Source organism: Haloactinomyces albus, assembly GCF_031458135.1.
GTDB lineage: Bacteria > Actinomycetota > Actinomycetes > Mycobacteriales > Pseudonocardiaceae > Haloactinomyces > Haloactinomyces albus.
Window position 1 is genome coordinate 3,235,497 of record NZ_JAVDXW010000001.1, and the last position, 21,456, is coordinate 3,256,952.

The window sequence follows — 21,456 nt, forward strand, 5'->3', positions numbered from 1 at the left end:
AATCGCCGTTGGATACCGTGTGGTCCGTGTTGAGAAAACGGGACCTGGTTACTGTCACCGCGGCTTTGCTCGTGATGTTTGTGGGAGCTCTGCCCACAGTGGCCTCGGCGCAGGAGGAACCGGCCGCACAGCGGGAGAAAGTGGTTCTCGACGTCGACCTGAAACTGGAGCGCGATGGCAGGCTCTCGGTGACCGAGGAGGTGACGGTCCCCGAAGGCACGACCGTGCATCGCTCCGTGCCGCTGCGCAGGCCCGTCGACGACGGCGTCGAACGGGTCTTCACGGTCGGAAACGCGCATGTGGACGGGCATGGGAGTGCTCGCGCCGACGGTGCGACGTTCACCACCACACTGCGTCCGGGAATGTCCACAGTGACGTACTCCGTGGGTGGTGCCGTCGCCGAGGACGCGGGCAGGCAGGAAGTCCGCTGGTCGGTTGCGAGCGGTTGGGATGTTTCGGTGGCTAAGGTCGAGGTTTCCTTCATCGCACCGCGGCCGGCGCAGTCGATCGAGTGCCGGGTCGGGCCGGTCGGAAACGGCGATGCGTGCGACCAGTTCCAGATCGCGCATACCCGCGCCGTGCGGGCCACGCATTTCGACCTCGGAGCCGGACAGCGCATGACCGTGTCCGTCGCGTTGCCGCCGGAAACCGTGGTCTCGAATGCTCGGTTCGAGCAGACCTTCAGCATGGCGCGGGCGTTCGCGCTGACCCCGGCCAGTGGAGCGGGACTGGCCGGTCTCGGGCTGTTGCTGATCGGCGGCTTCGGGCTGCTCTGGTACACGCGGGGACGCGATGCGCGTGTGCTGTCCGGTGACGTCGGACCGGTCGAGGTGCTGTTGGCCGATGCCGATGGCGGCGTCACGTTCGCCTCTCCGGACGGTGTGCTGCCCGGACAGGTGGGCACCGTCATCGACGAGCACGTCGACGTGGTGGACGTGACCGCCACGGTCGTCGACCTCGCCGTGCGCAACTACCTGTGGATCGAGGAACTGCCCGGCGAGATGCAGGCCAAGGACTGGCGCATTGTCCGGCTCAACCCGCCCGACGACTCCCTGCGACCGTACGAGCGAGTCGTGTACGAGCTGCTGCTCGGCACCGAGCACGGTCCGCAGGCGCTCCGGCAGGTGCTGCTGTCCGACCTGAGGTCCGGCGAGGTACCGGACCTCGGCAGGGTGCGTGATGAGTTGTACACCGATGTGGTCGACAAGAACTGGTTCTCGCGGCGGCCGGACGCGGAACGCAACCTGTTCTGGTGGGCCGGAGTCGGCCTCGCGGTGGCCGGTGTGGCACTCACGGTCGTGCTGGCGCTGACGACCGCCCTGGCACTGCTGGGTATCGGTGTCGTGCTCGGCGGGATCGCCCTGACCGCCGGTGCTCGTCTGATGCCCGCCCGCGCCAAGCGGGGGAGCGCGCTGGTGGCGCAGATGCGCGGGCTCGGCGATTACCTGCGGAACGTATCGGTGGATTCGGTCCCGGAGTCGGATCGGGAGATGGTGTTCTCGCGCTCGCTGCCCTACGCGGTGGTGCTGGGCGAGACCGAGCGCTGGCTGTCCGAGTTCGCCGAGCTCGATCCGGGTGCGGACGGTACTCCGGGGCTGTACTGGTACGGCGAGCTCGTCGAGCAGGCCGGGCACATCGTGCCGGACCTGCGTCGTTTCCGCACGCACTTCCCGATGCTGGTGTCCGCGATGGATGAAGTGCTCGCCCGGGCGAGCCGCCTGCGTACGGTGCAGTAAGAGGCTCCGGCAGTAGGAACTGTCGGGCTCGCGGTGCCCAGGCGGCGCCTCGCGGCGTTGTCGTGGAGTCAACGTGGCTCCGCCACGCCTCCTTCCTCCGTCTTGCGAGGCATCCACCTGGCCACCGCTCCCTGATCCAACGCCCCGCTGCCGAAGCCTCCAAGACGGCCTGCGGCTATTCGGTGAGCGGGGACGGTGCTTCGCGCCGGATGCCGCGTGGAGGTCCGTACGCGTTCATGAGCCGCCCGAGCCGGTCGCCACCCGGCGTGTCCGACACGCGAGTCAGGGCGCTCCGTGCTGCGTGACCGTCCCCACGTACGCTGAAGGCATGGTCGAACCACAACTGCATCGCGTCACCCTGGCCAATGGGCTGCGCGTGGTGCTCGCCCCGGACTCCGAACGGGGATCGTCCGCGCAGGGCGGACCTCCGGTGGTCGGGGTCAGCGTGCACTACGACGTCGGTTTCCGCTCCGAGCCCGAAGGGCGCACCGGCTTCGCGCACCTGTTCGAGCATTTGATGTTCCAGGGCAGCGAGAGTCTGGAGAAGCTCGAGCACTTCCGGCACGTGCAGGGCTCCGGCGGTATCTTCAACGGTTCGACGCACCAGGACTACACCGACTACTTCCAGGTGCTGCCGTCGAATGCGCTGGAACGCGCCCTGTTCCTCGAAGCGGACCGGATGCGCGCACCGAAGATCACCGAAGAGAACCTGCGCAATCAGGTGGACGTGGTCAAGGAGGAGATCCGGCTCAACGTCCTCAACCGCCCCTACGGCGGGTTTCCGTGGATCCTGTTGCCTCCGGTGCTGTACTCGACCTTCGCCAACGCCCACAACGGCTACGGCGACTTCACCGATCTCGAACAGGCCACCGTCGATGACTGCGCCGCGTTCTTCGACACCTTCTACGCACCCGGCAATGCCGTACTGACCATCGCCGGGGACATCGACGTCGATCACGCCATCGAGCTCGTGCAGAAGCACTTCGGCGACGTGCCCGCACGCCCGGTCACGGCGCGGCCGTCGTTCGCCGAGCCGTTCCCCTCCCGGGAGCTGCGGGATCAGCACACCGATCCGCATGCGCCGTTGCCCGCCATCGCACTGGGGTACCGCCTGCCGGATCCGGTGAGCGAGCTCGACACCTACCTGGCCAATGTGGTGCTCGCGGCCGTGCTGTCCGATGGTGACGCCTCGCGCCTGCAGCAGCGGATGGTGTACCAGGACTCCCTGGTCGTCGATGTCCACGCCGGGGCGGGTCTGATGGGCGCACCCCTGGATGCGCGTGATCCCGACACCTTCACGGTCACCGCCATTCACACGCCCGAGGTCGGTTCCGACCGCGTGGTGGGTGCCATCGACGAGGAACTCGAGCGCATCGCCGCCGACGGCCCGAGCGCCGACGAGCTCGCGCGGGTGACCGCGCGCTGGTCCGCGGGCCTGTACCGGGAGCACGACCGGTTGACCTCGCGCACTCTCGACCTGGGCAGTGCCGAGCTCATCCACGGGCGTGCCGAGTTGATCTCCGAGCTGCCGGGTCGGGTGCAGGAGATCACCGCGCAGGACGTGGCCGCGGCCGCGAAGGCGCTGCGCCCCGACGCGCGGGCGGTGCTGGAGATCGAACCCGCAAGCGAGGAGAACTCCGACGGAGGTGCGGTATGACCCGGGCAACACATCGAAGTGCCGAGGAGATCGGCCGCACCGAGTTCGGCCCGCGGCCGTTGCCGTCACTGGCCGAGCCGCGCAGCGGACACGAACCGGCCACTATGGACACGGTGTTGGACAACGGGCTGCGGGTGATCGTGGCGCGGCATGGTGCGGTACCGATGGTGGAGCTGCGCATGCGGATTCCGTTCGCCGGCCAGGACCGGATGCACCCGGCGCGCGCCGAGGTGCTTGCGGAAACCCTGCTCACCGGCACGCAGCGGCGCAGCCGTGTGCAGATGGACACCGACCTGGCGGCCGTCGGTGGCGATCTGCACGCCACGGTGGATCCCGAACGGCTCAGCATCGGCGGGGACGCGCTGGCCGACGGGATGAGCACCTTGCTGGACGTGCTGGGTGATGCGCTGACCGGTGCGGTTTATGCCGACGACGAACTCGCGGGCGAACGTGACCGGCTGGTCGAGCGCATCGCGGTCGCGCGTTCGCAACCGCGCATGATCGCGCGGGAGGAATTGCAGAAGCACCGTTACGGTGATCACCCCTTCGCCCGCGAGGTCCCCGAGGCAGGCGACGTCGGCCGGGTCACCGCCGAAGAGGTGCGTGCACTGCACCGGCAGGCCGTGGTTCCGCGGGGTGCGACTCTGGTCCTGGTCGGTGACATCGACCCCGAACGGGCCGTCGACGAGATCGCACGCAGCCTGTCGGGCTGGCGTTCGGAAGCCTCGGCGTACGAAATGCCCGCCCTGCCCACGGTGCAGGGTGGTGATGTTCGCCTGGTGCATCGGGACGGGGCCGTGCAGTCGCAGTTGCGGCTGTCCGCTCAGGGACTGACCCGGACCGACCCGCGCTACCCTGCGCTGCAGATCGCCAACCTCGCCTTCGGCGGCTACTTCTCCTCTCGACTGGTGGAAAACATCCGCGAGGACAAGGGCTACACGTACGGCGCGCACTCGGCGTTCGAGTTCACTCCCGGTAACGGCAGCATTCTGGTCGACGCGGACACCGCCAGTGAGGTCACGGCAGCGGCACTGCTGGAAACCCGCTACGAACTCGGCAGGCTCGGTCTGGTCCCGCCGACCGAGTCCGAAGTGGAATCCGCACGGCAGTACGCGATCGGCGGTCTGCTCACGTCGACCTCCTCGCAGTCCGGGCTGGCCTCCATGCTCGCCACACTCGCCACCTCCGGCCTGGGGCAGGAGTGGCTGACCGCGCACCCCGACCGGCTCCGGGCCGTCACCGCCGAGGAAGTCGCCGAGGCGGCGTGGTTCTGGGCACCGACCGCGTTCACCGGCGTGATCGTGGGAGACGCGGAGAAACTGAGTGGCCCGTTGCGGGCGCTCGGTGGCGTGACAGTGGCGTGACCCGGCGGGACGGCGGGTTCTCGGACAGGACATCCTCGAGTGGGCAGACCATGACTTCGCAGGCACAGGCAGGTTCCGCGGACGGTGCGGCAGCGGCGTTCACGCAATTCCAGTTGGACACCGACCCGCTGCTGTCCCGGGCCACGGTCGACCGGACCGAGATAGTGCGCGACGCCTCGGAGGGGGACACCACGTGGTGGTCCCACGGCCGGGTCCTGCTGGTGGATGCCCGGGGACGTGCCGAGGTGACCGGTGATGACCGGCTCGTGTACCACTCGGCGACCGAGTTCGGCGATCGCCCCGTGCCGGGAGCGATCCTGCTCGGTGTCCAGGATCGGGTGGTGTACTGGGCGCTGCGTACCGAACGCGATGGGCGGCAGGAAGGCTGGCGGGATCTGCGCACGGCGGGTGGTTTGCTCGGTGACACCGAAGCGGGGCTGCTCACCACCGCGGTCGGCCTGCTGGCTTGGCACGATCGTGCGCGCTACTGCGCAGTGTGTGGAGCATCGACCACCCGGATACGGGCCGGGTGGGCACGGCGATGCACCGGTTGCGATCACGAGGAGTATCCGCGCACCGATCCGTCGATGATCTGCCTGGTCCACGACGGCACCGACCATGTGTTGCTGGCGCGCCAGACCGGCTGGCCCGCCGAGCGGTACTCGGTGCTGGCCGGATTCGTCGAGGTCGGAGAATCCCTGGAGGCCTGCGTCCGCCGTGAGGTGTTCGAAGAGGTCGGTGTCGGCGCGAGCGATGTCCGTTATCTGGGTAGCCAGCCGTGGCCGTTCCCGCGATCGCTGATGGTCGGTTTCGCGGCCATCGCCGACCCTTCGGAGCCCCTGCGCCCGGCTGCCGGAGAGATCGACGATGCCCGGTGGGTCCGTCGTGATCATGTTCGCGCGGCTCTGGACGCCGACGGTCCGGTGCAGGGCTTGCGGTTACCGCCGGGGATCTCCATCGCATATCGGATGCTGCGCGGCTGGGCCACCTGGCCAACCGAGTGAGCCCAAGGCGTGTCCGGTTGGCCGCGGTGGGGTTGAAGTTGGGGAAAGCTTCAACCCTCTCCCCGGGCACGTCTCAGGGTGTCGCGTACTCGGGTGAGCACGGACAACTTCGCCGCTGCGGCGTCGGCGGTGACGATCGGGTTGTCGGCGAAAGTGGCGAAGCCGCAGTCGGTGTTGAACAGGACCCGTTCGGTGCCGAACACGTTGATCGCCCGCTGTGCCCGCTGCTCGACTTCTTCGACGCTCTCGACCCGCGGGTTTTTCTGGTTGATCAGGCCCACCCCGATCCGGCGATCGGCGGGCAGGTCGGCGAGGGTCTCGACCTCTCCGGCCCGGGACGTGCACAGTTCCAGCACCGCTGTCCCGACCGGCACGTCACCGAGCAGTCCCAGCAGCGGCCGGTAGTCGCCTGCGAGTGCTTTCGTCTCGTCCCCGGTCCAGTTGCCCCGGCAGACGTGCAGGGCCAGCCGCTCCGGTGGCAGGTCCGCGACGACCTCCTGCAGCAAGTCCCTGGCGAAGGCCAGTTCCGTGCCGGTTTCCTGCCGTTCGCCGAGCGCGCCGCACATGAACGTGCGCCCGCCCTGCCCGACGTGGCCGTGCACCACCTCGGTGAGTACCGGCTCGTCGAACTGGACGAGTGAGACACCTGCCGCGAGCAGGTGGTGGGCCTCCTCGCGCAGGATGCGCACGATGTCGCGGGCCAGTTCCGCGCGGCCGTCGTAGGCGCGGTCGGAGACGCACTCCATCCACATGGTGCGGGTCAACAGGTACGGGCCCGGCAGGCTGACCTTGACCGGTGTGTCGGTCAGCGTCCGGACGAACTCCGCCTCGTGCGTGGCCAGTGAACGTCCCCGGCCCAGTGGGCCGAACACGGCCGGATGGCGCACCTCACCGGCGGGAACGTCGAGGGCATGCAGCTCGCGTTCGAACTGCTGCGGGTCGTCGACATAGGGCAGCAGGTCGGTGATCGGGATCAGTTGGCAGTTCTCCAGCAGCCCGCCGACGAAGCTGGAGTAGTTGTCCCGCCGCTGTTCCCCGTCGGTGACCACGTCGACCCCGGCAGTCACCTGGTGTTGGACGGCGAGCCGGACGGCATCGTCGGCGTACTCGGTGAACTCGGTGTCGTCGATCCGGCCCTGGAGATGTTCGTGCAGTGCCCGCAGCAACCATTTCGGCCGTGGCCAGCTGCCGACGCCCATGACCGACAGCGGCTCGATCGCCGGTGCGGCGGCGGGTTCGGGCAGCCGCTCGGGGAGCGTGGGGGACACGACCGGCTGTGTGACGGCCATTCGTGGCTTGTGCCGCTTGCGGCCCTTGCCCGCCTTTCCGTCGCCGGTGGCGGCCACGGGTACGGGAGTATCGCCGACGGGGACGGCCCTGCTGTTCTCCGCAGGCGGAACGAATTCCCCCTTGCTCACCAGGAAGCTGCGTTGTCCGCCGTCGTGGTGCAGGCTGACCAGCTCGTTGCCGGTCAACCTGCACCAGGAGGGCAGGTCCTCCTCGACCGACGCGTGCTGCGAGCGGATCTCCAGTAGTTGACCGGAACGCAGCGGGTCGATGTGCTGCCGGATCAGCAGGAGCAGCCCGTTACCGCAGTCGAGGTCACCGCCGTCGAAGCTGACATCGGGCGGGTAGGGGTGTCGCGCGTCGGCCATGACGAGTCGGCCGATCAGTAGGAGACGCTGGGAGTGCCGTCGGCGAGGAACTCCACCAGCTTGGCCCCGCCGACGATCTTCGCGCCCTTGACGAGCGCGTTCTCGTCGAGGGCGCGCTTGTTGAAGCAGGGTGAGCAGACCAGGATGGTGCCGCCGGCACCGACGAAGTTGTCCATCAGTTCCTTGAGCGGTGCGAAGCCCTCCTCGTGAATGTCGTCGGCGGCTCCCTCGACCGCCAGGTTCACGCCCTCCGTCGACAGGAACACCACCGTCTCCTGGTCGGAGCCGACAGCGGCGTTGGCGATGACGAAGGCCACCGTGGCCTTGTCCGTGTCGTCGCGGGCGTGGGTCAGCGACACGCAGAACTTCCCGGCCATGTCACGCTTCCTTTCGAGGCTCGATGACGTAGCGCGGTGGGTGTGCCTCCACCAGCCGGTGTCCGGTCAGTCGGCACCAGGCGGGCAGGTCCTCGGAGACTCCCGGGTCCTCGGCGAGCAGTTCCAACGACGACCCGGGCGGGAGCGTGGCCAGTCGCTGTTTCAAGCCGACGATGAGCTCCCCGCACCCCATCCGTCCCGCATCCCACCGCATGACACCGAATCTAGCGCTCGAATGCATACAGCATCCAGTACGACACGCAAGGTCGGTCATCTCCGCTGCCCTGCGATCTCCGTATCGGTGGCCGTGCTGGCACCGTCCGCCGTCATCGCCGGAGGAACCCTTCGCAGTGGGAGACCAGCGCCAGCGGGACCTCGTCGGGGGCGTAGTGCCCGGCGTCGGTGAAGATCTCCAGCTCGGCCCGGGGATACCACTCGAGCCAGGTGTCCTTCATGACCTCGGGCGACAGCGCGGGATCGTGGGCGCCTGCCAGAACGAGCACCGGTGTGGTCCGGCCCTTGACCCACTCGTGAATGTCCGTCTGTGACCAGGAGTCGAGGTAGCTGCGGAAGGCGGTCTTGTCGGTGCGTCCGGTCGAGCGGTGCACCATCGCGTCCAGCCAGGCCGCGGGCAGGCGATTTCCGGTGGTGAGGTCGAGGATGGCTCGACGCTGCTCCGGCGCCTCGGCCGCCCCGGTGAACAACTGCCGGCTCTGCTCGTCGAACGGCACCCCGGAGGCGGGCACCGGCGAGATACCGATGAGTGCCTCGAGGCGCTGCTCGGCAGCGATCAGGACGTGCTGGGCCACCATGCCGCCCATCGAATGACCGATGAGCGAGAACCGGTCCCAGCCGAGTGCGTCCGCGGTGTCCAGGACATCCTGCGCCGCTTCGGCGACCGTGTAGTTCCCGGTGGTGTCCCGGGCCTCTCCGTATCCCCGGTAATCGACGAACGCGTAGCTGAACGTGTCGGTGTCCAGGTACGGCAGGATCGGGCCGAAACTCGTGCGGTCACCGAGCCAACCGTGCAGGACCATCACCTTGTGCGGGCCGGAACCGATCAGGTCGTGGGGCAGTTGCATCTCGTCTCCTCGATCGGGCACTGCGTGCGCAGTGGCCGCGTAGGCGGTGCCGGACAAGCGGTATGTGCTCCGGGCGACGATCAATACTGTGCTTTGGCTCACGATCCTGGTCAAGGGGGGGCAGGTGCCGACATGCGGATGGGTACGGCGGGGTGTGGGCCGGTCCGGTCTTCGGGTTCTGCGAAGATGCCGGGCATGGCCGAACAACCGCGACTGCTGAAAGGGTTGGACCCGGAGCAGCGGACCGCGGTCACCGCCCCACGCGGACCGGTGTGCGTGCTGGCGGGCGCGGGTACCGGCAAGACCCGTACGATCACCCACCGCATCGCCCACCTCGTGGAGCGTGGCTTGGTCGTCCCCCAGCAGGTACTGGCGGTGACGTTCACCGCTCGCGCGGCAGGCGAGATGCGCACGCGCCTGCGCGCGCTGGGAGCTCCCGGTGTGCAGGCGCAGACCTTTCACGCGGCGGCATTCCGGCAGTTGCGCTACTTCTGGCCGCGAGTCCTCGAGGGGCAGATGTGGCCGTTGACGGACAACAAGTTCCGGATCGTCATGCAGGCCGCGAACCGGTTGGGCCTGTCCACCGAGAAGGAGTCCGTGCGCGACCTCGCCGCCGAGATCGAGTGGTCGAAGGCATCCCTGATCGGCCCCGATCAGTACCCGGCGGCCGCGGCACGGGCGGGACGCTCGGCGCCGGTGGCCCCGGAGCAGATCGGCAGGGCGTTCACGACTTACGAGAAGCTCAAGAACCATGCTCAGGTTCTCGACTTCGACGACCTGTTGCTGCACACGGCGGCGGTTCTGGAGGAGCACGCCGAGGTCGCCGAGGAGTTCCGCGCCCGCTATCGCTCCTTCGTCGTCGACGAGTACCAGGACGTCAACCCGCTGCAGCAGCGTGTGCTCGATGCCTGGTTGGGCGGTCGGGACGATCTGACCGTCGTCGGTGACGCGAACCAGACGATCTACTCCTTCGCAGGGGCGGCACCCACGTGGTTGATCGGATTCTCACGCCGTTTTCCGGAGGCCACCGTGGTGCGGCTGGAACGCGATTACCGTTCCACACCGCAGGTCGTCTCCCTGGCCAACGCGGTGATCGATGCCGCACGCTCCCGACCGGCCGGAACCCGGCTGCGGCTGACAGGTCAGCGCGCCGACGGGCCGGATCCGCAGTTCGCCGAGCACGATGACGAATCGGCCGAGGCCGAGGCGGTGGTCCGCAGGATCGCCGCTCTGGTTCAGCAGGGCACCGCCCTGTCGGAGATCGCCGTGCTGTTCCGCGTCAATGCCCAGTCCGAGGTTTACGAAAAGGCCCTCTCGGACGCCGACATCCCGTACCAGGTGCGGGGCGGTGAGCGCTTTTTCGCGCGTGCCGAGGTGCGGCAGGCGATGACCGCGCTGCGGAACGCGGCGGCGCGGGACGATTCCGCATCCGGTGATGACCTGCCGACACTGGTGCGTGCCGTACTGTCCGAGGTCGGTCTCACCACCGAGCCGCCGGCGGGGGGATCCGCCCGTGAGCGGTGGGAGTCGTTGAACGCACTGGTCGAGCTGGCAGCGGAACTGGCCGAGACGGTGCAGCAGCCGGACTTCGCGCGCTATGTCACGGAATTGGAGATGCGTGCCGAGGCACAGCATCCACCGACGGTGGAAGGCGTGACACTGGCGTCGCTGCACGCGGCCAAGGGCTTGGAATGGGACGCGGTGTTCCTGGTCGGGCTCGTCGAGGGCACGCTGCCGATCCAGCACGCCGACGGAGACGACGCGGCGATCGAGGAGGAGCGACGCCTGCTCTACGTCGGAGTCACCCGCGCGCGTGAGCATCTGCACCTGTCCTGGGCGCTGTCCCGGGCGAGCGGAGGACGGCGCCACCGCAAGCGCAGTCGATTCGTCCACGGTCTGGTTCCCGATGGGCATCCGGCCGCGCTTCCGGGCACGACCACGCCGCGCGCACGGGAGTCGAAGCCCAAGCAGACCGTCAAACCACGGTGCCGTATCTGCGCGACACCGCTGGCGAGCACCATGGACATCAAGCTCGGGCGGTGCTCGAGCTGTCCCTCCGATGCGGACGAGGACCTGCTGTCGCAGTTGCGGTCCTGGCGCAGCGAACGGGCCAGGCAGCTCAAGGTGCCCGCCTATGTGGTGTTCACCGATGCGACCCTGCTGGCGATCGCCGAACAGCGTCCGGCCGACGAGTCCGCGCTGGTCACGATCTCCGGCATCGGTGCCACGAAACTGGAGCGCTTCGGATCCGACGTTCTCGCCCTGGTGCAGGGCAGCCAGCGGGGTCCCTGACCGCTCTCCGAGCCGCTTCTTTCGATTCGCGTCGATACCCCTGACCTGCGGCGAAGCGATTTTTTCACTCGTTCGACGTGCTGCTGCGAAAAATCGGTTGCGCGTGGTGGCTGTGTGCCAATAATCTTCGAGCCGGATCGCGGTATTGACGCGCCCGGCGCGGAGCACGGAAAGGAGGTGGCCACGATGTCCGGCATTTCGTTGTTCGGCACTTTTGGTCCTCTCATGTCCGGAGCCACCGTGCTATGGAGCGTTCGCAACAGCGAAGCCCCCCGTTGCCGTGCCTTCGTGCGCCCACGTGGTGGTGCACGCGCATGGTTCGAGATGACCAATGATCCTTGCCGGTCCGCCCGGGAGCGAAGTCCCTGATCCACTGGATCCAGGAGTATTTTCCGCTCACGAAGGCCGCGGACCCGCATCTCGGGTCCGCGGCCTTCTTTTGTGGACACCTCGCACCCGATCCACTCGTGTCACCGGAGAAGTCCTATGGGGACAGAAAAGCACCAAAGACCGACTCGAACGACGACCGACTCGAACAACGCCAGGAGGAATCCACTGATGTCGGCCCCGAGCGTCCCGGTATCCACAGAAGACGGAACCGAGGAGTGTGGTGCGGCGGTCGCCGCGCTGCTCGATTCCACACCGTCGGAGGAACCCGTCCTGCCCTGTCGCCGTGACCCGGATCTCTGGTTCGCCGAGAGTCCCGGAGAACTCGAAAAGGCGAAGAATCTGTGTACCGATTGCCCCGTCAAGCAGGAATGCCTGGCCGGAGCGCTCTCCCGGGGCGAGCCCTGGGGAGTGTGGGGTGGCGAGATCCTCGATCGGGGAGCCGTGGTCGCACGCAAACGCCCGCGGGGGCGTCCGCGCAAGTCCACTTCCGCGAGGGCAACCGATGCGCGTACCGCGCGAGGCGAACAGGAGCAGGCGGCATGAAATCCCTCCCACACAACCTCCCGACTGTCGAAGCGAATCGTAGAAAGGCGATCCGAATGCTGATCACCGAGGAATTGATCCGAATACGATGTCAGGAGTCACTGCGTGAAGCGGAACACCGACGGTGGATCCGCCGTTGGCGTGCGGGACGCTGGTGGCGTTGGCTCTCGCGCTACGCGGCTCACCGGGCCGACCGGGCGCTGCGGTAGTAAGGAAGTCGGGGTGGAGGCCGTGCCGGCGTCATGGCTCCACCCGGCGGAGTCCCGGTTTTTCGAAAAGCCGGGACTCCGCCGGAGCGAACGGGCACGTCTATTCGGCGAACCCGGGTTGCCACGTTGCGATGATCTCGCGGGCCCGTACCTCGGCGTCGAGTTGGCACAGGATTCCGGTGGCACCGAGAGTGACCCGGTGGATCAGCAGGTAGTCCGGCGGCAGGTTCAGTGACCGGCCGGTGCGGAAGTCCGGGCTGCGCAGATCACCGACGCGATCGGCCTGCTGCTGCATCCACGAACGGGTGAAATGGAAGGTCTCGGTGCGTACCGGATCCACGAATGGTCCGAGGTAGGCTTGCACGTCCTCGGCCCGGAGGGTGGAGTCGGTGTGGACGAAGCGGTCGGTACGCAGCAGGTCCAGTAACTCCTCGGATCGATCCTCCAGAGCCAGGCGCAGCATGCGCCCCATCGTTGTGGGGAGCCCGTCCGGTAGCCGGGACACCGCACCGAAGTCGATCACGCACAGTCGCCCGTCGGGCAGCAGTTGGAAGTTGCCGGGGTGTGGATCGGCGTGCAGCAGACCCGATCGCGCGGGAGACGAGAAATGAAACTCACTGAGCAGGCGGCCGGCCTCGTCCCGCTGTTCGCGTGATCCCTCGGCAATGATGCGGGAGAAGGGCATTCCCGTCACCCATTCGGTGACCATGACCTTGGGTGAACTGGCCACGACCCGCGGAATGCGGATCCGGTCGTCACCGTCGAAAGCCGCCGCGAAGACACGCTGGTTCTCCGATTCGGTGCGATAGTCGAGTTCCTCGACCATCCGATCCTGCAACTCCCTGAGCAGCGGCTTGATCTCGGCACCGGGGGCCAGCGACTGAAACAGTCGGGAGAACCGCATGAGCTGGCGTAAGTCCGAGCGCAGCGCCTCGTCGGCACCCGGATACTGAATCTTGACGGCGACCTCGCGGCCATCGTGCCACCGTGCGCGATGCACCTGGCCGATGCTCGCGGCAGCCGCCGGTGTCTCGTCGAACTCGGTGAACCGTTCGTGCCAGGTGCTACCGAGCTGCTCGTCGAGTGTGCGCCACACGCTCTTCTCGGACATCGGCGGCGCAGCCGCCTGTAGTTTGGACAATGCCTCGCGGTACGGCTCGGCCATCTCGTCCGGGACGGCCGCCTCGAACACGCTCAGGGCCTGTCCGAACTTCATCGCACCGCCCTTGAGCTGCCCGAGCACGGCGAACAGCTGTTCCGCGGTGCGAGCCGACACTTCGGCGTTGATCTCGTCGGCATCGTGGCCGGTGAGCCGCCGCCCCCATCCGGCGGCCATTCTTCCCGCGACACCGAAGGGCAGACCAGCCAGCTTGGCGGTTCGCTGTGCCGCACGGCGGGGCATATCAGTCACGGATACTCCCTTCCAGCGGGCAGGAGCGCACAGCTCATGCCGGTCCCCGGTTCCAGCTTTTCGGGGACCCGCTCACATGCTAGAGGTTTCCCGTGGTCCGTGGGCCATGATCGTCAACGCGGATCGCGCGGGCGAACCGGGAATGTGGTGTGGGTGCGTGGTGCACGCGGGTGATCCCTCGGCGAGATCACCCGCCTGCGGAACTCATGCTTTGCCGAGAATGCGCGTCATCTTCGTCCCACACACCGGGCAGGTGCCCTTGGCCATCCGCCGGCCGTTGGTTTCCGAGACCTCGCCGGAAAAATCACGCTTTGCCCGACACTTCACGCAGTAGCCGTTGTACGTCTCGGCCACGGCAGCCCTCCTTCTGGTCGTCATCCAGCATCGTTGCCGGCTGTGGAGCACGGATCCGGGCCGCGCTGGGCAAACGGTACCCGTGGACGCATCGGTATGCATGCATATGGCGCATCGCATGTTCGGCTGAATGGACCAGTTCCGCGGATACTACTCTGGGTAGCGATACCTGGGATGGTTTTCCACGTGGAGCAGCCTCCGAATCGCGACCCCGGCATGCGGCCTCGCTCACAGGGTCCTCCGATCATCGGGGCCACTCGCTAAGGTCACCTCCCGTGACCGAACCGCAGGTTGAAGTGCGCCGCAGCAAACGTCGGCGGCAGACGGTCAGCGCCTATCGGGACGGCGACAAGGTGATCGTGCTACTGCCGGACAGGATGAGCCGGACCGAGGAGAAGCGCTGGGTGGCCGACATGCTCAGTCGCCTGCAGCGTAGCGAGACACGGCGACGGTCACCGGCGCGCGAATCGGATGAGGCACTCGTCGAACGCTGCCGTCAACTGTCGGAGAAGTATCTCGACGGTCGTGCCGTGCCCCACGGTGTTCGCTGGGTACGGCCGATGCGGACGCGATGGGCCTCCTGCACGCCGAGTGAGGGCACCATCCGGGTGAGCCGGCGCCTCCGCGATGTGCCCGGCTGGGTGCTCGACTACGTGCTCGTGCACGAACTCGCGCACCTGCTGGTTCCGGGGCACGGTGCCGACTTCTGGGCGTGGGTACGCGGCTATCCGAAAACCGAACGGGCCATCGGGTACCTGGAGGGACTGTCCGCCGCCGCGCATCTCGAACTCGACCTGGACGGCGATGTCGAAACCCCACTCGGCAGCAAGTCCGACACCTGAGCCCGGATGTACAGTTTCGCGCGAAATCACATTTTTGCGGTTTCGCGCGAAACTGCAATTTTATGGGGCTCAGCGGTCCTCGTCGCTGTCGCCGCGGTCCTCGTCGCTGTCGCCGCGGTCCTCGTCGTGCGGCGTGTCGTCGCCTTCTTGGGTGCCCTGCTCCTTGGCTTCGGCACGACGGATGGCCGCAATCGGGTCATCCAGATCCTCGTTGCTCGTACCCCACCTGTCGGCGAAGTCCAGCGGTTCGTCGAGGTCTTCCGCACCGGGCAGCAGATCGGGGTGATCCCAGACCCGGTCACGAACGGCGATGCCGTGCCGCTCGGTCAGCAACCGCCACAGCGTGCCTGCCGCACGCAACCTGCGTGGCCGTAGCTCCAGGCCGACCAGCGTGGCGAATGTCTGCTCCGCAGGGCCACCGCTCGCGCGGCGGCGGCGGATGGTCTCGCTCAGCGCTTCGGCTCCCGGCAAGCGTTCGCCGATCGCATCGGTGACGACGACATCCACCCAACCCTCGACCAGCGCCAGCAGGTTCTCCAGACGGTTGAGCGCAGCCTGCTGCTCGGGGGTGGTCTGTGGTTCGAGCATGCCGGAGCTCATCAGCTCCTGCATCGAACTCGGGTCGGTCGGATCGATCCTGCTCGCCAGGTCCTCCAGCGAGGAGGTATCCATCCGAATCCCCTGCGCGTATTCCTCGACCGTGGCCAGCAACCGCTGCCGCAGCCACGGCACATGGCTGAACAGGCGGTGGTGCGCCGCCTCACGCGCAGCGAGGAAAACGGTGATCTCACCCACGGGCCGATCCAGCCCTTCGCCGAACCGGCCGACATTGGCGGGCAGGAGTGCGGCGGTTCCCTCGGGGCCGAGCGGAAGTCCGATATCGGTCGACGTCAGCACCTCGCCGCCGAGTTGGGCCAGTGCGTTCCCGAGCTGGGAACCGAAGGTGAGCCCACCCATCTGGCCGAGCATGGACAGCAGCGGCCCGGCGGCCTGCTTGGCCTCCTCCGGCATCGCGTCCAGCCACGCGCTGGACACCCGCTGCGCGACCGGATCGCACAGCCGTTGCCACGTGGGGAGGGTCTTTTCCACCCAATCCACCGACGACCAGACCTGCACAGCATGAGTACCGACCGGCAAGGAGGTCACCGGGTCGAGCCACATTTCGGCGAGGCGAATGCTCTCCTCGATGGACTTGACCTGCTCCTGGCTCGGACGTTCGGTGGTCTGGTTGCTGTGCAGCTGCTGCACGGCCAGCTGCTTGGCCAGGTCGTAGTTGACCGGACCTTCGCCCCCACCGCCGGATTGGCTAAGGACCTGGCCGAGCTGAGTCAGCATCTGGCCGAGCGCTCCGATGTCGAAATTGGGCATGCCGCCCGGGCCGGGCATACCGCCGAAACCGGGTATCTGGTTACCCGAGTTTCCGGAATTCCCGGCACCACTGCCGGAGCGCCCTTCCGACGAGTCGCCCTTGTCGCGATCATCGGGATCCTCGTTGTTGGGATCGTGGGGGCCGAACCCGAACGGCACATCACTCATGGTTCCACCGTACGCGGAAGACTCCGCCGGACAGTAGCCGTCCGGCGGATTGCTCGCCCTCGGCGAAACGGAGGCATCCCGGCGCGCGGCGTTTCGTGCTTACCGGCGGCCACGGTTGCCCGGGCCGGACACGTAGGGTGTCATGCCGTGAGCCGCCGAACATGGACGCTGCTGACCAGTGTCGCCCTGGTCGTCGTTTTCGGGTTGTTGGGCGCGTTTGCGCGCGTACCGTACGTGGCACTCGGGCCGGGCCCGACGTACAACACGCTCGCCGCCGAGGGAGGCGTGCCGGTCGTCCGGATCGGCGAGGAGAAAACGTACCCGACCGCAGGCCACTTGAACATGACCACGGTGTCGGTCACCGACCAGCTCTCGCTGTTCGGGGCCCTGGGACTGTGGGTCAGCGGTCGCTATGCGCTTGCTCCGCGCGAAGTGTACTTTCCGCCGGGCAAGACCGAAAAGGAGATCGAGCGCAAGAACACCAGGGCGTTCCGGCATTCCCAGACCGCTGCCGAGACGGCGGCGCTGCGCTACCTCGGTTATCCCATGAAAGTGGTCGCGGACAGGATCGTCCGGGGCAGCCCGGCCGACGGGGTCATCGCACCCGGTGACCGGCTGATCGCCGCGGACGGTGACCCGGTGACCGATCCGCCGTCGTTGAGTGCGGCGCTGTCGGACACACGACCGGGTGAGCGAGTGCAGATCACCTTCCAGCACCAAGGGCAGTCGCCCCGCACCGTGACCGTGCAACTCGCCGAGCGTCCCGACGACAAGCCACAGGGTTTCCTCGGGGTCAATCCGGTGGCCCGCCCGGATGTCGACTTCACCATCGACATCAGCCTCGCCGATGTCGGCGGCCCGTCGGCGGGACTGATGTTCTCCCTGGCGATCGTGGACAAGCTCACCCCGGGACCGATCAATGGGGGTCGATTCGTCGCGGGCACCGGTGAAATCAATGCGCAGGGCGAGGTCGGGCCGATCGGTGGCATCGGATTCAAGATGGTCGAGGCCAGGGAGGCCGGGGCGACCGTGTTCCTCACGCCCGCCGAGAACTGCGCGGTGGCCGAACCGCAGGCGCCGGAGGGGTTGAAGCTCGTCAAGGTCTCCACGCTGACCGACGCGACCGAGGCACTGGCCGCCATCCGCGCCGGTCAGTCCCCGCCGACGTGCTGAACCGACGTGCTGAACAGCGCGGCGGTTCGGCAACCGTCCCGGCAGGCTCGGGGAACCACTCCGCTCAGGCGAACGTTTCGCGGAGGGCGTGCAACAGGTTCGGTGCGAGTGAGGTGTCCTGGAGGAGCTCCCCCTGGTCCTCGCCGGTGTCGCTGTCCTCGCCGGTATTGCGCAGACGCATCACACAGGCCTCACCGCCCTCGCGGAGAACACCCGCGACCAACCGCGCCTCCTGGCGGTCGGGATGCTCGGCGGCCGCCGCCTGTGCGGCCTCGCCGTCGCCGGGGAGTTCGTCCTCCGCTTCGGGGGGCAGGACGACGATCTCCTGCACCAGTGCACAGCCTGCGACCTGTTCCGGCCAGCTGATTCGTGCCAGTGCTTCGGCGAGGTCCTGGGCAGGGAGTTCGTCCTGGGCGATGGGGGTGAACACCGATTCGGGATCGAGTTGTTCGGCCAGGTTCGGTTCGGCGGCGAGGAGCTCGCGAGTGGGCACGAGCGCGAACATCCGAGGTGGTTGGTCCCACCCCGTCGTGCCTGCGAACTCTTCGATCTCGCGCACGACCACGGGCAGGCCCGCAGCCCTCTCGTCGGCTGATGCGGTGGACATTCATCCATGCTCGCACCGATCGGATACGGGCCTTCCGCAGGACCGGCCGGTGACGTGCTGCCGGTGACGCGGTGAATGTCTTTTTCACCCGAATCCACGGGCGCCGTCCCAGGCGACGAAAACAAGGTCGTAGAGTTGACCGCACGGGGTGACCCGGTGCGTAGCATGTGCTCGCACCCCCAGTTCGAGGATCGTCGTCAGGAGAGTGCGCTGTGGCCACAAGGCCGGTCGGAATGCCGAAACTGTCCCGACGTAGCAGGATCCTGCTGATCCTGGGAGCCGTTGTGCTCGTCGCGCTGATCGCCGGCTCGCGGTTGGTGGGTACGTATGTGGATTGGCTGTGGTTCGGCGAGGTCGGTTACCGCGGGATCTTCACCACGATCGTGCTGACGCGCATTGCCGTGTGGGCAGCCGTGGGCGCTTTCATCGGTGGGATTCTGGCGTTCAACCTGTGGTTGGCCTACCGCAAGCGGCCGGTGTTCGTGCCGATGGGCGGCCCGGAGGATCCGCTGGCACGCTATCGGGCGGTGGTCACCGAGCGCTCCAAGCTGATCGGCATCGGCCTTCCCGTCATCGTGGGAGTGATCGCCGGGCTCGCGGGTCAGGGCTACTGGAAGACGGTCCAGCTGTTTTTCAACAGCGCCTCGTTCGGCAGGACCGATCCCCAGTTCGGTCATGACATCAGCTTCTACACCTTCGAACTCCCCTTCTACCGCTGGCTGCTGGCCCTGGGCTTCGTCGCAGTGGCGCTCTCCTTCATCGGGGCCCTGGTCACGCACTACATCTTCGGCGGTATTCGACTGGCCGGGCGGTCCGCTCAGGTGTCGGTGCCCGCGCGGGTCCAGCTCGCGGTGCTGGCGGGAATCTTCGTGCTGCTCAAGGCGGTCGACTTCTTCTTCGACCGCTACGATCTGCTGCTTTCGCAGCGCAGTGACCTGTTCACCGGTGCCACCTACACCGACTTGCACGCGGTCATGCCGTCCAAGCTGATCCTGATGTGCATCGCGCTCTTCTGCGCGGTCGCGTTCTTCGCCGCGGTGTTCCTGCGGAACCTGCAGATCCCGGCGCTGGCAACGGTCCTGCTGGTGCTGTCGAGCCTGGTCGTCGGTGCCCTGTGGCCGGCCCTGCTGCAGCAGTTCTCGGTCGAACCGAACGCCAAGCAGCGCGAGGCACAGTCCATCCAGCGCAACATCAATGCCACGCGGCAGGCCTACGGCATCACCAAGAACAAGATCAACGAGGTTTCTTACAAGGGCACCAGCAACGTCTCGGCCGAGGAGGTCGCCCAGGACGAGGGCACCATCTCCAACATTCGGTTGCTGGACCCGACCCTGCTCTCGGAGACCTTCACCCAGCTGCAGCAGCAGTACAACTTCTACGGTTTCCCGGACGAGCTGGACATCGACCGGTACCGCAATGCTCAAGGGGAGTTGCAGGACTACCTCGTCGCGGTACGCGGGATCAACACCGACGGGCTGGCTGCCAACCAGCAGTCCTGGATCAACCGGCACATGGTCTACACCCACGGCAACGGCTTCGTCACCGCCCCCGCCGACCGTGTCGACTCCGTGCCCGGTGAAGGGGCCGATGTGGGCAGCTACCCGGTGTTCTCGATGAGCGACGTCTCCAACAACGGCAAGGGCCGGATTCCGGTCGACCAGCCCCGGGTGTACTACGGGGAACTGGTCCAGGACTACGCCATCGTCGGTGGTGATCCGGGTGCCGCGCCGCGCGAGTACGACACGCCCAACTCGAAGTACACCTACAAGGGCGAGGGTGGCGTCGCGATCGGCAACTGGTTCAAACGGCTGACATACGCCGCCTACTACGGTGAGCGCAACATCCTGTTCAACCAGGCGATCGGTTCCGAGTCGAAGCTCATCCACAAGCGCAATCCGCGCGAGCGGGTCCAGGAGGTCGCTCCGTGGCTCAAGCTCGACGGCGACTCGTACCCGGCGGTGATCAACGGCGAGGTCAAGTGGATCCTCGACGGCTACACCACGCTGAACAACTACCCGTACTCGCAGCTGACCTCGTTCGGTCAGGCGAGCAGCGATTCGCAGGGTGGTCCGCCACAGCCGGATCAGCAGATCAACTACATCCGGAACTCGGTCAAGATCACCGTGGATGCCTATGACGGGACCGTCACCCTGTACACCGTCGACCAGCAGGATCCGGTTCTGAAGGCGTGGAAGGGGATCTTCCCGGGACTGGTCAAGCCCGAAAGCGCCATCAGCCCCGAGCTGCGTCAGCACTTCCGCTACCCGACAGATCTGTTCAACACGCAGCGCACGATGTTGACCCAGTACCACGTGGACGACCCCGGTGCCTTCTACTCCAACCAGGGCTTCTGGCAGGTTCCCTCGGACCCGCACACCAGCGGCGGCAACAATTCGGCGGACAAGCAGCCGCCGTACTACGTGCTGGCCCAGAACCCCACGCAGAACAGGCCGACCTTCCAGCTCACGAGCTCGTTGACGGCCCTGCGCAGGCCGAACCTCGCCTCCTGGGTGTCGGTCTCCTCGGCGCCGGAGACCTACGGGCAGTTCACGTTGCTGCAACTGCCGACGAACACGCAGACACCGGGTCCCGTCCAGGTGCAGCGCCAGATGGAGTCGACACCGAAGGTCACCCAGGACAGGACCCTGTTCGACAACCCCGGTGTCCGCCCGAGGTTCGGCAACCTCCTGACGCTGCCGGTGCAGGGCGGGCTGCTGTATGTGGAACCGATCTACATCCAGCCGAGCAGCGAGAACACGTATCCGCAGCTGGCCAGGGTGCTCACCTACTTCGGTGGCAAGGTCGGCTACGCGCCGACGCTGGGGGAGTCGCTGGAGCAGGTGTTCGGTGCCGGTGCCGGCGAGCAGGCCGACACGGCGGCAGGATCCGGTGACGAGCAGCAGACGGAGAACGGGCAGCAGCCACCACAGGACGGGCAGCAGCCACCACAGGACGGGCAGCAGCCTTCGGGGCAGCCCGCCGACCCGGAGGTGGCTCAGGCGGTGAGCGACATCCAGGCCGCGCTGGATCGGATCCGTTCCGCGCAGCAGTCCGGTAACCTCGGTGAACTCGGTTCGGCGTTCCAGCAACTCGAGGAGGCCACCCGGCGCTTCGAGCAGGCTCAGGGCAGCGGCGGCTGAACCTGATCACCCTGGCCTCGGGCCGGTGTGGGTTGGTCGATTACCCACACCGGCCGTCCGAGCGGCTGAGAGTGACGTGGGTCA

At 67.2% G+C, this 21,456-nt stretch carries 17 protein-coding genes; 9 read left to right on the forward strand and 8 right to left on the reverse strand.

What is annotated here, in order from left to right; all coding sequences use genetic code 11:
* Positions 1-26 precede the first annotated feature (26 nt).
* The 4 genes from JOF55_RS15320 (at position 27) to nudC (ending at position 5,761) form a co-directional block, all read left to right on the forward strand.
* On the forward strand, positions 27-1,736 hold the full coding sequence (locus JOF55_RS15320; RefSeq protein WP_310274822.1) for a DUF2207 family protein: 1,710 nt from the start codon (positions 27-29) through the stop codon (positions 1,734-1,736).
* Positions 1,737-2,064: 328 nt separating this feature from the next.
* On the forward strand, positions 2,065-3,393 hold the full coding sequence (locus JOF55_RS15325) for a M16 family metallopeptidase (RefSeq protein WP_310274824.1): 1,329 nt from the start codon (positions 2,065-2,067) through the stop codon (positions 3,391-3,393).
* Positions 3,390-4,757: a M16 family metallopeptidase gene (locus tag JOF55_RS15330; protein WP_310274826.1), complete on the forward strand. Its 1,368-nt coding sequence runs from the start codon at positions 3,390-3,392 to the stop codon at positions 4,755-4,757. The genes JOF55_RS15325 and JOF55_RS15330 overlap by 4 nt, the downstream gene beginning before the upstream one ends.
* Positions 4,758-4,807: 50 nt before the next feature.
* Positions 4,808-5,761 carry an NAD(+) diphosphatase gene (gene nudC / locus JOF55_RS15335; protein WP_310274827.1) on the forward strand — a complete coding sequence of 318 codons (954 nt, stop codon included), beginning with the start codon at positions 4,808-4,810 and terminating at the stop codon, positions 5,759-5,761.
* A gap of 50 nt (positions 5,762-5,811) precedes the next feature.
* Here nudC and JOF55_RS15340 read toward each other — a convergent pair whose 3' ends face one another.
* The 4 genes from JOF55_RS15340 to JOF55_RS15355 all read right to left on the reverse strand — a co-directional run bounded on the left by JOF55_RS15340 (position 5,812) and on the right by JOF55_RS15355 (position 8,875).
* Complete coding sequence (locus JOF55_RS15340) at positions 5,812-7,416, reverse strand: sulfurtransferase TusA family protein (protein WP_310274828.1); 1,605 nt, start codon at positions 7,414-7,416, stop codon at positions 5,812-5,814.
* A 14-nt stretch (positions 7,417-7,430) separates the two neighbouring features.
* A complete protein-coding gene (locus JOF55_RS15345; RefSeq protein ID WP_310274830.1) occupies positions 7,431-7,793 on the reverse strand; it encodes a DsrE family protein in 363 nt (120 codons plus the stop codon).
* A 1-nt stretch (position 7,794) separates the two neighbouring features.
* Positions 7,795-8,007 carry a sulfurtransferase TusA family protein gene (locus JOF55_RS15350; protein WP_310274832.1) on the reverse strand — a complete coding sequence of 71 codons (213 nt, stop codon included), beginning with the start codon at positions 8,005-8,007 and terminating at the stop codon, positions 7,795-7,797.
* 112 nt (positions 8,008-8,119) lie between these two features.
* Positions 8,120-8,875: an alpha/beta fold hydrolase gene (locus JOF55_RS15355; protein ID WP_310274834.1), complete on the reverse strand. Its 756-nt coding sequence runs from the start codon at positions 8,873-8,875 to the stop codon at positions 8,120-8,122.
* Between the two features lie 195 nt (positions 8,876-9,070).
* Between JOF55_RS15355 and JOF55_RS15360 the strand changes: the two genes are divergently transcribed.
* Positions 9,071-11,167 (forward strand): ATP-dependent DNA helicase UvrD2, encoded by a 2,097-nt coding sequence (locus JOF55_RS15360; RefSeq protein WP_310274836.1) that lies wholly within the window; start codon positions 9,071-9,073, stop codon positions 11,165-11,167.
* Between the two features lie 558 nt (positions 11,168-11,725).
* Complete coding sequence (locus tag JOF55_RS15365) at positions 11,726-12,100, forward strand: WhiB family transcriptional regulator (protein ID WP_310274838.1); 375 nt, start codon at positions 11,726-11,728, stop codon at positions 12,098-12,100.
* Positions 12,101-12,409: 309 nt separating this feature from the next.
* Here JOF55_RS15365 and JOF55_RS15370 read toward each other — a convergent pair whose 3' ends face one another.
* Both JOF55_RS15370 and JOF55_RS15375 read right to left on the reverse strand, forming a co-directional pair.
* Positions 12,410-13,720: an ABC1 kinase family protein gene (locus tag JOF55_RS15370; protein WP_374727285.1), complete on the reverse strand. Its 1,311-nt coding sequence runs from the start codon at positions 13,718-13,720 to the stop codon at positions 12,410-12,412.
* A 204-nt stretch (positions 13,721-13,924) separates the two neighbouring features.
* A complete protein-coding gene (locus tag JOF55_RS15375; RefSeq protein WP_310274840.1) occupies positions 13,925-14,074 on the reverse strand; it encodes a DUF5679 domain-containing protein in 150 nt (49 codons plus the stop codon).
* A 275-nt stretch (positions 14,075-14,349) separates the two neighbouring features.
* Here JOF55_RS15375 and JOF55_RS15380 point away from each other — a divergent pair, with 275 nt between their 5' ends.
* Entirely contained in the window at positions 14,350-14,916 is a 567-nt protein-coding gene (locus JOF55_RS15380; RefSeq protein ID WP_310274842.1) for a M48 metallopeptidase family protein, read from the forward strand.
* Positions 14,917-14,985: 69 nt separating this feature from the next.
* Here JOF55_RS15380 and JOF55_RS15385 read toward each other — a convergent pair whose 3' ends face one another.
* Positions 14,986-16,452 (reverse strand): zinc-dependent metalloprotease, encoded by a 1,467-nt coding sequence (locus JOF55_RS15385; RefSeq protein WP_310274844.1) that lies wholly within the window; start codon positions 16,450-16,452, stop codon positions 14,986-14,988.
* A gap of 147 nt (positions 16,453-16,599) precedes the next feature.
* Between JOF55_RS15385 and JOF55_RS15390 the strand changes: the two genes are divergently transcribed.
* Positions 16,600-17,625, forward strand: a complete 1,026-nt coding sequence (locus tag JOF55_RS15390; RefSeq protein WP_310274846.1) for a YlbL family protein — start codon at positions 16,600-16,602, stop codon at positions 17,623-17,625.
* Positions 17,626-17,689: 64 nt separating this feature from the next.
* On the opposite strand, the gene JOF55_RS15395 is transcribed toward JOF55_RS15390, so the two are convergent.
* Positions 17,690-18,232 (reverse strand): PPA1309 family protein, encoded by a 543-nt coding sequence (locus JOF55_RS15395; protein WP_310274848.1) that lies wholly within the window; start codon positions 18,230-18,232, stop codon positions 17,690-17,692.
* Positions 18,233-18,465: 233 nt separating this feature from the next.
* On the opposite strand from JOF55_RS15395, the gene JOF55_RS15400 reads away from it, so the two are divergent.
* Positions 18,466-21,372: a UPF0182 family protein gene (locus JOF55_RS15400; RefSeq protein ID WP_374727516.1), complete on the forward strand. Its 2,907-nt coding sequence runs from the start codon at positions 18,466-18,468 to the stop codon at positions 21,370-21,372.
* Positions 21,373-21,456 lie beyond the last annotated feature (84 nt).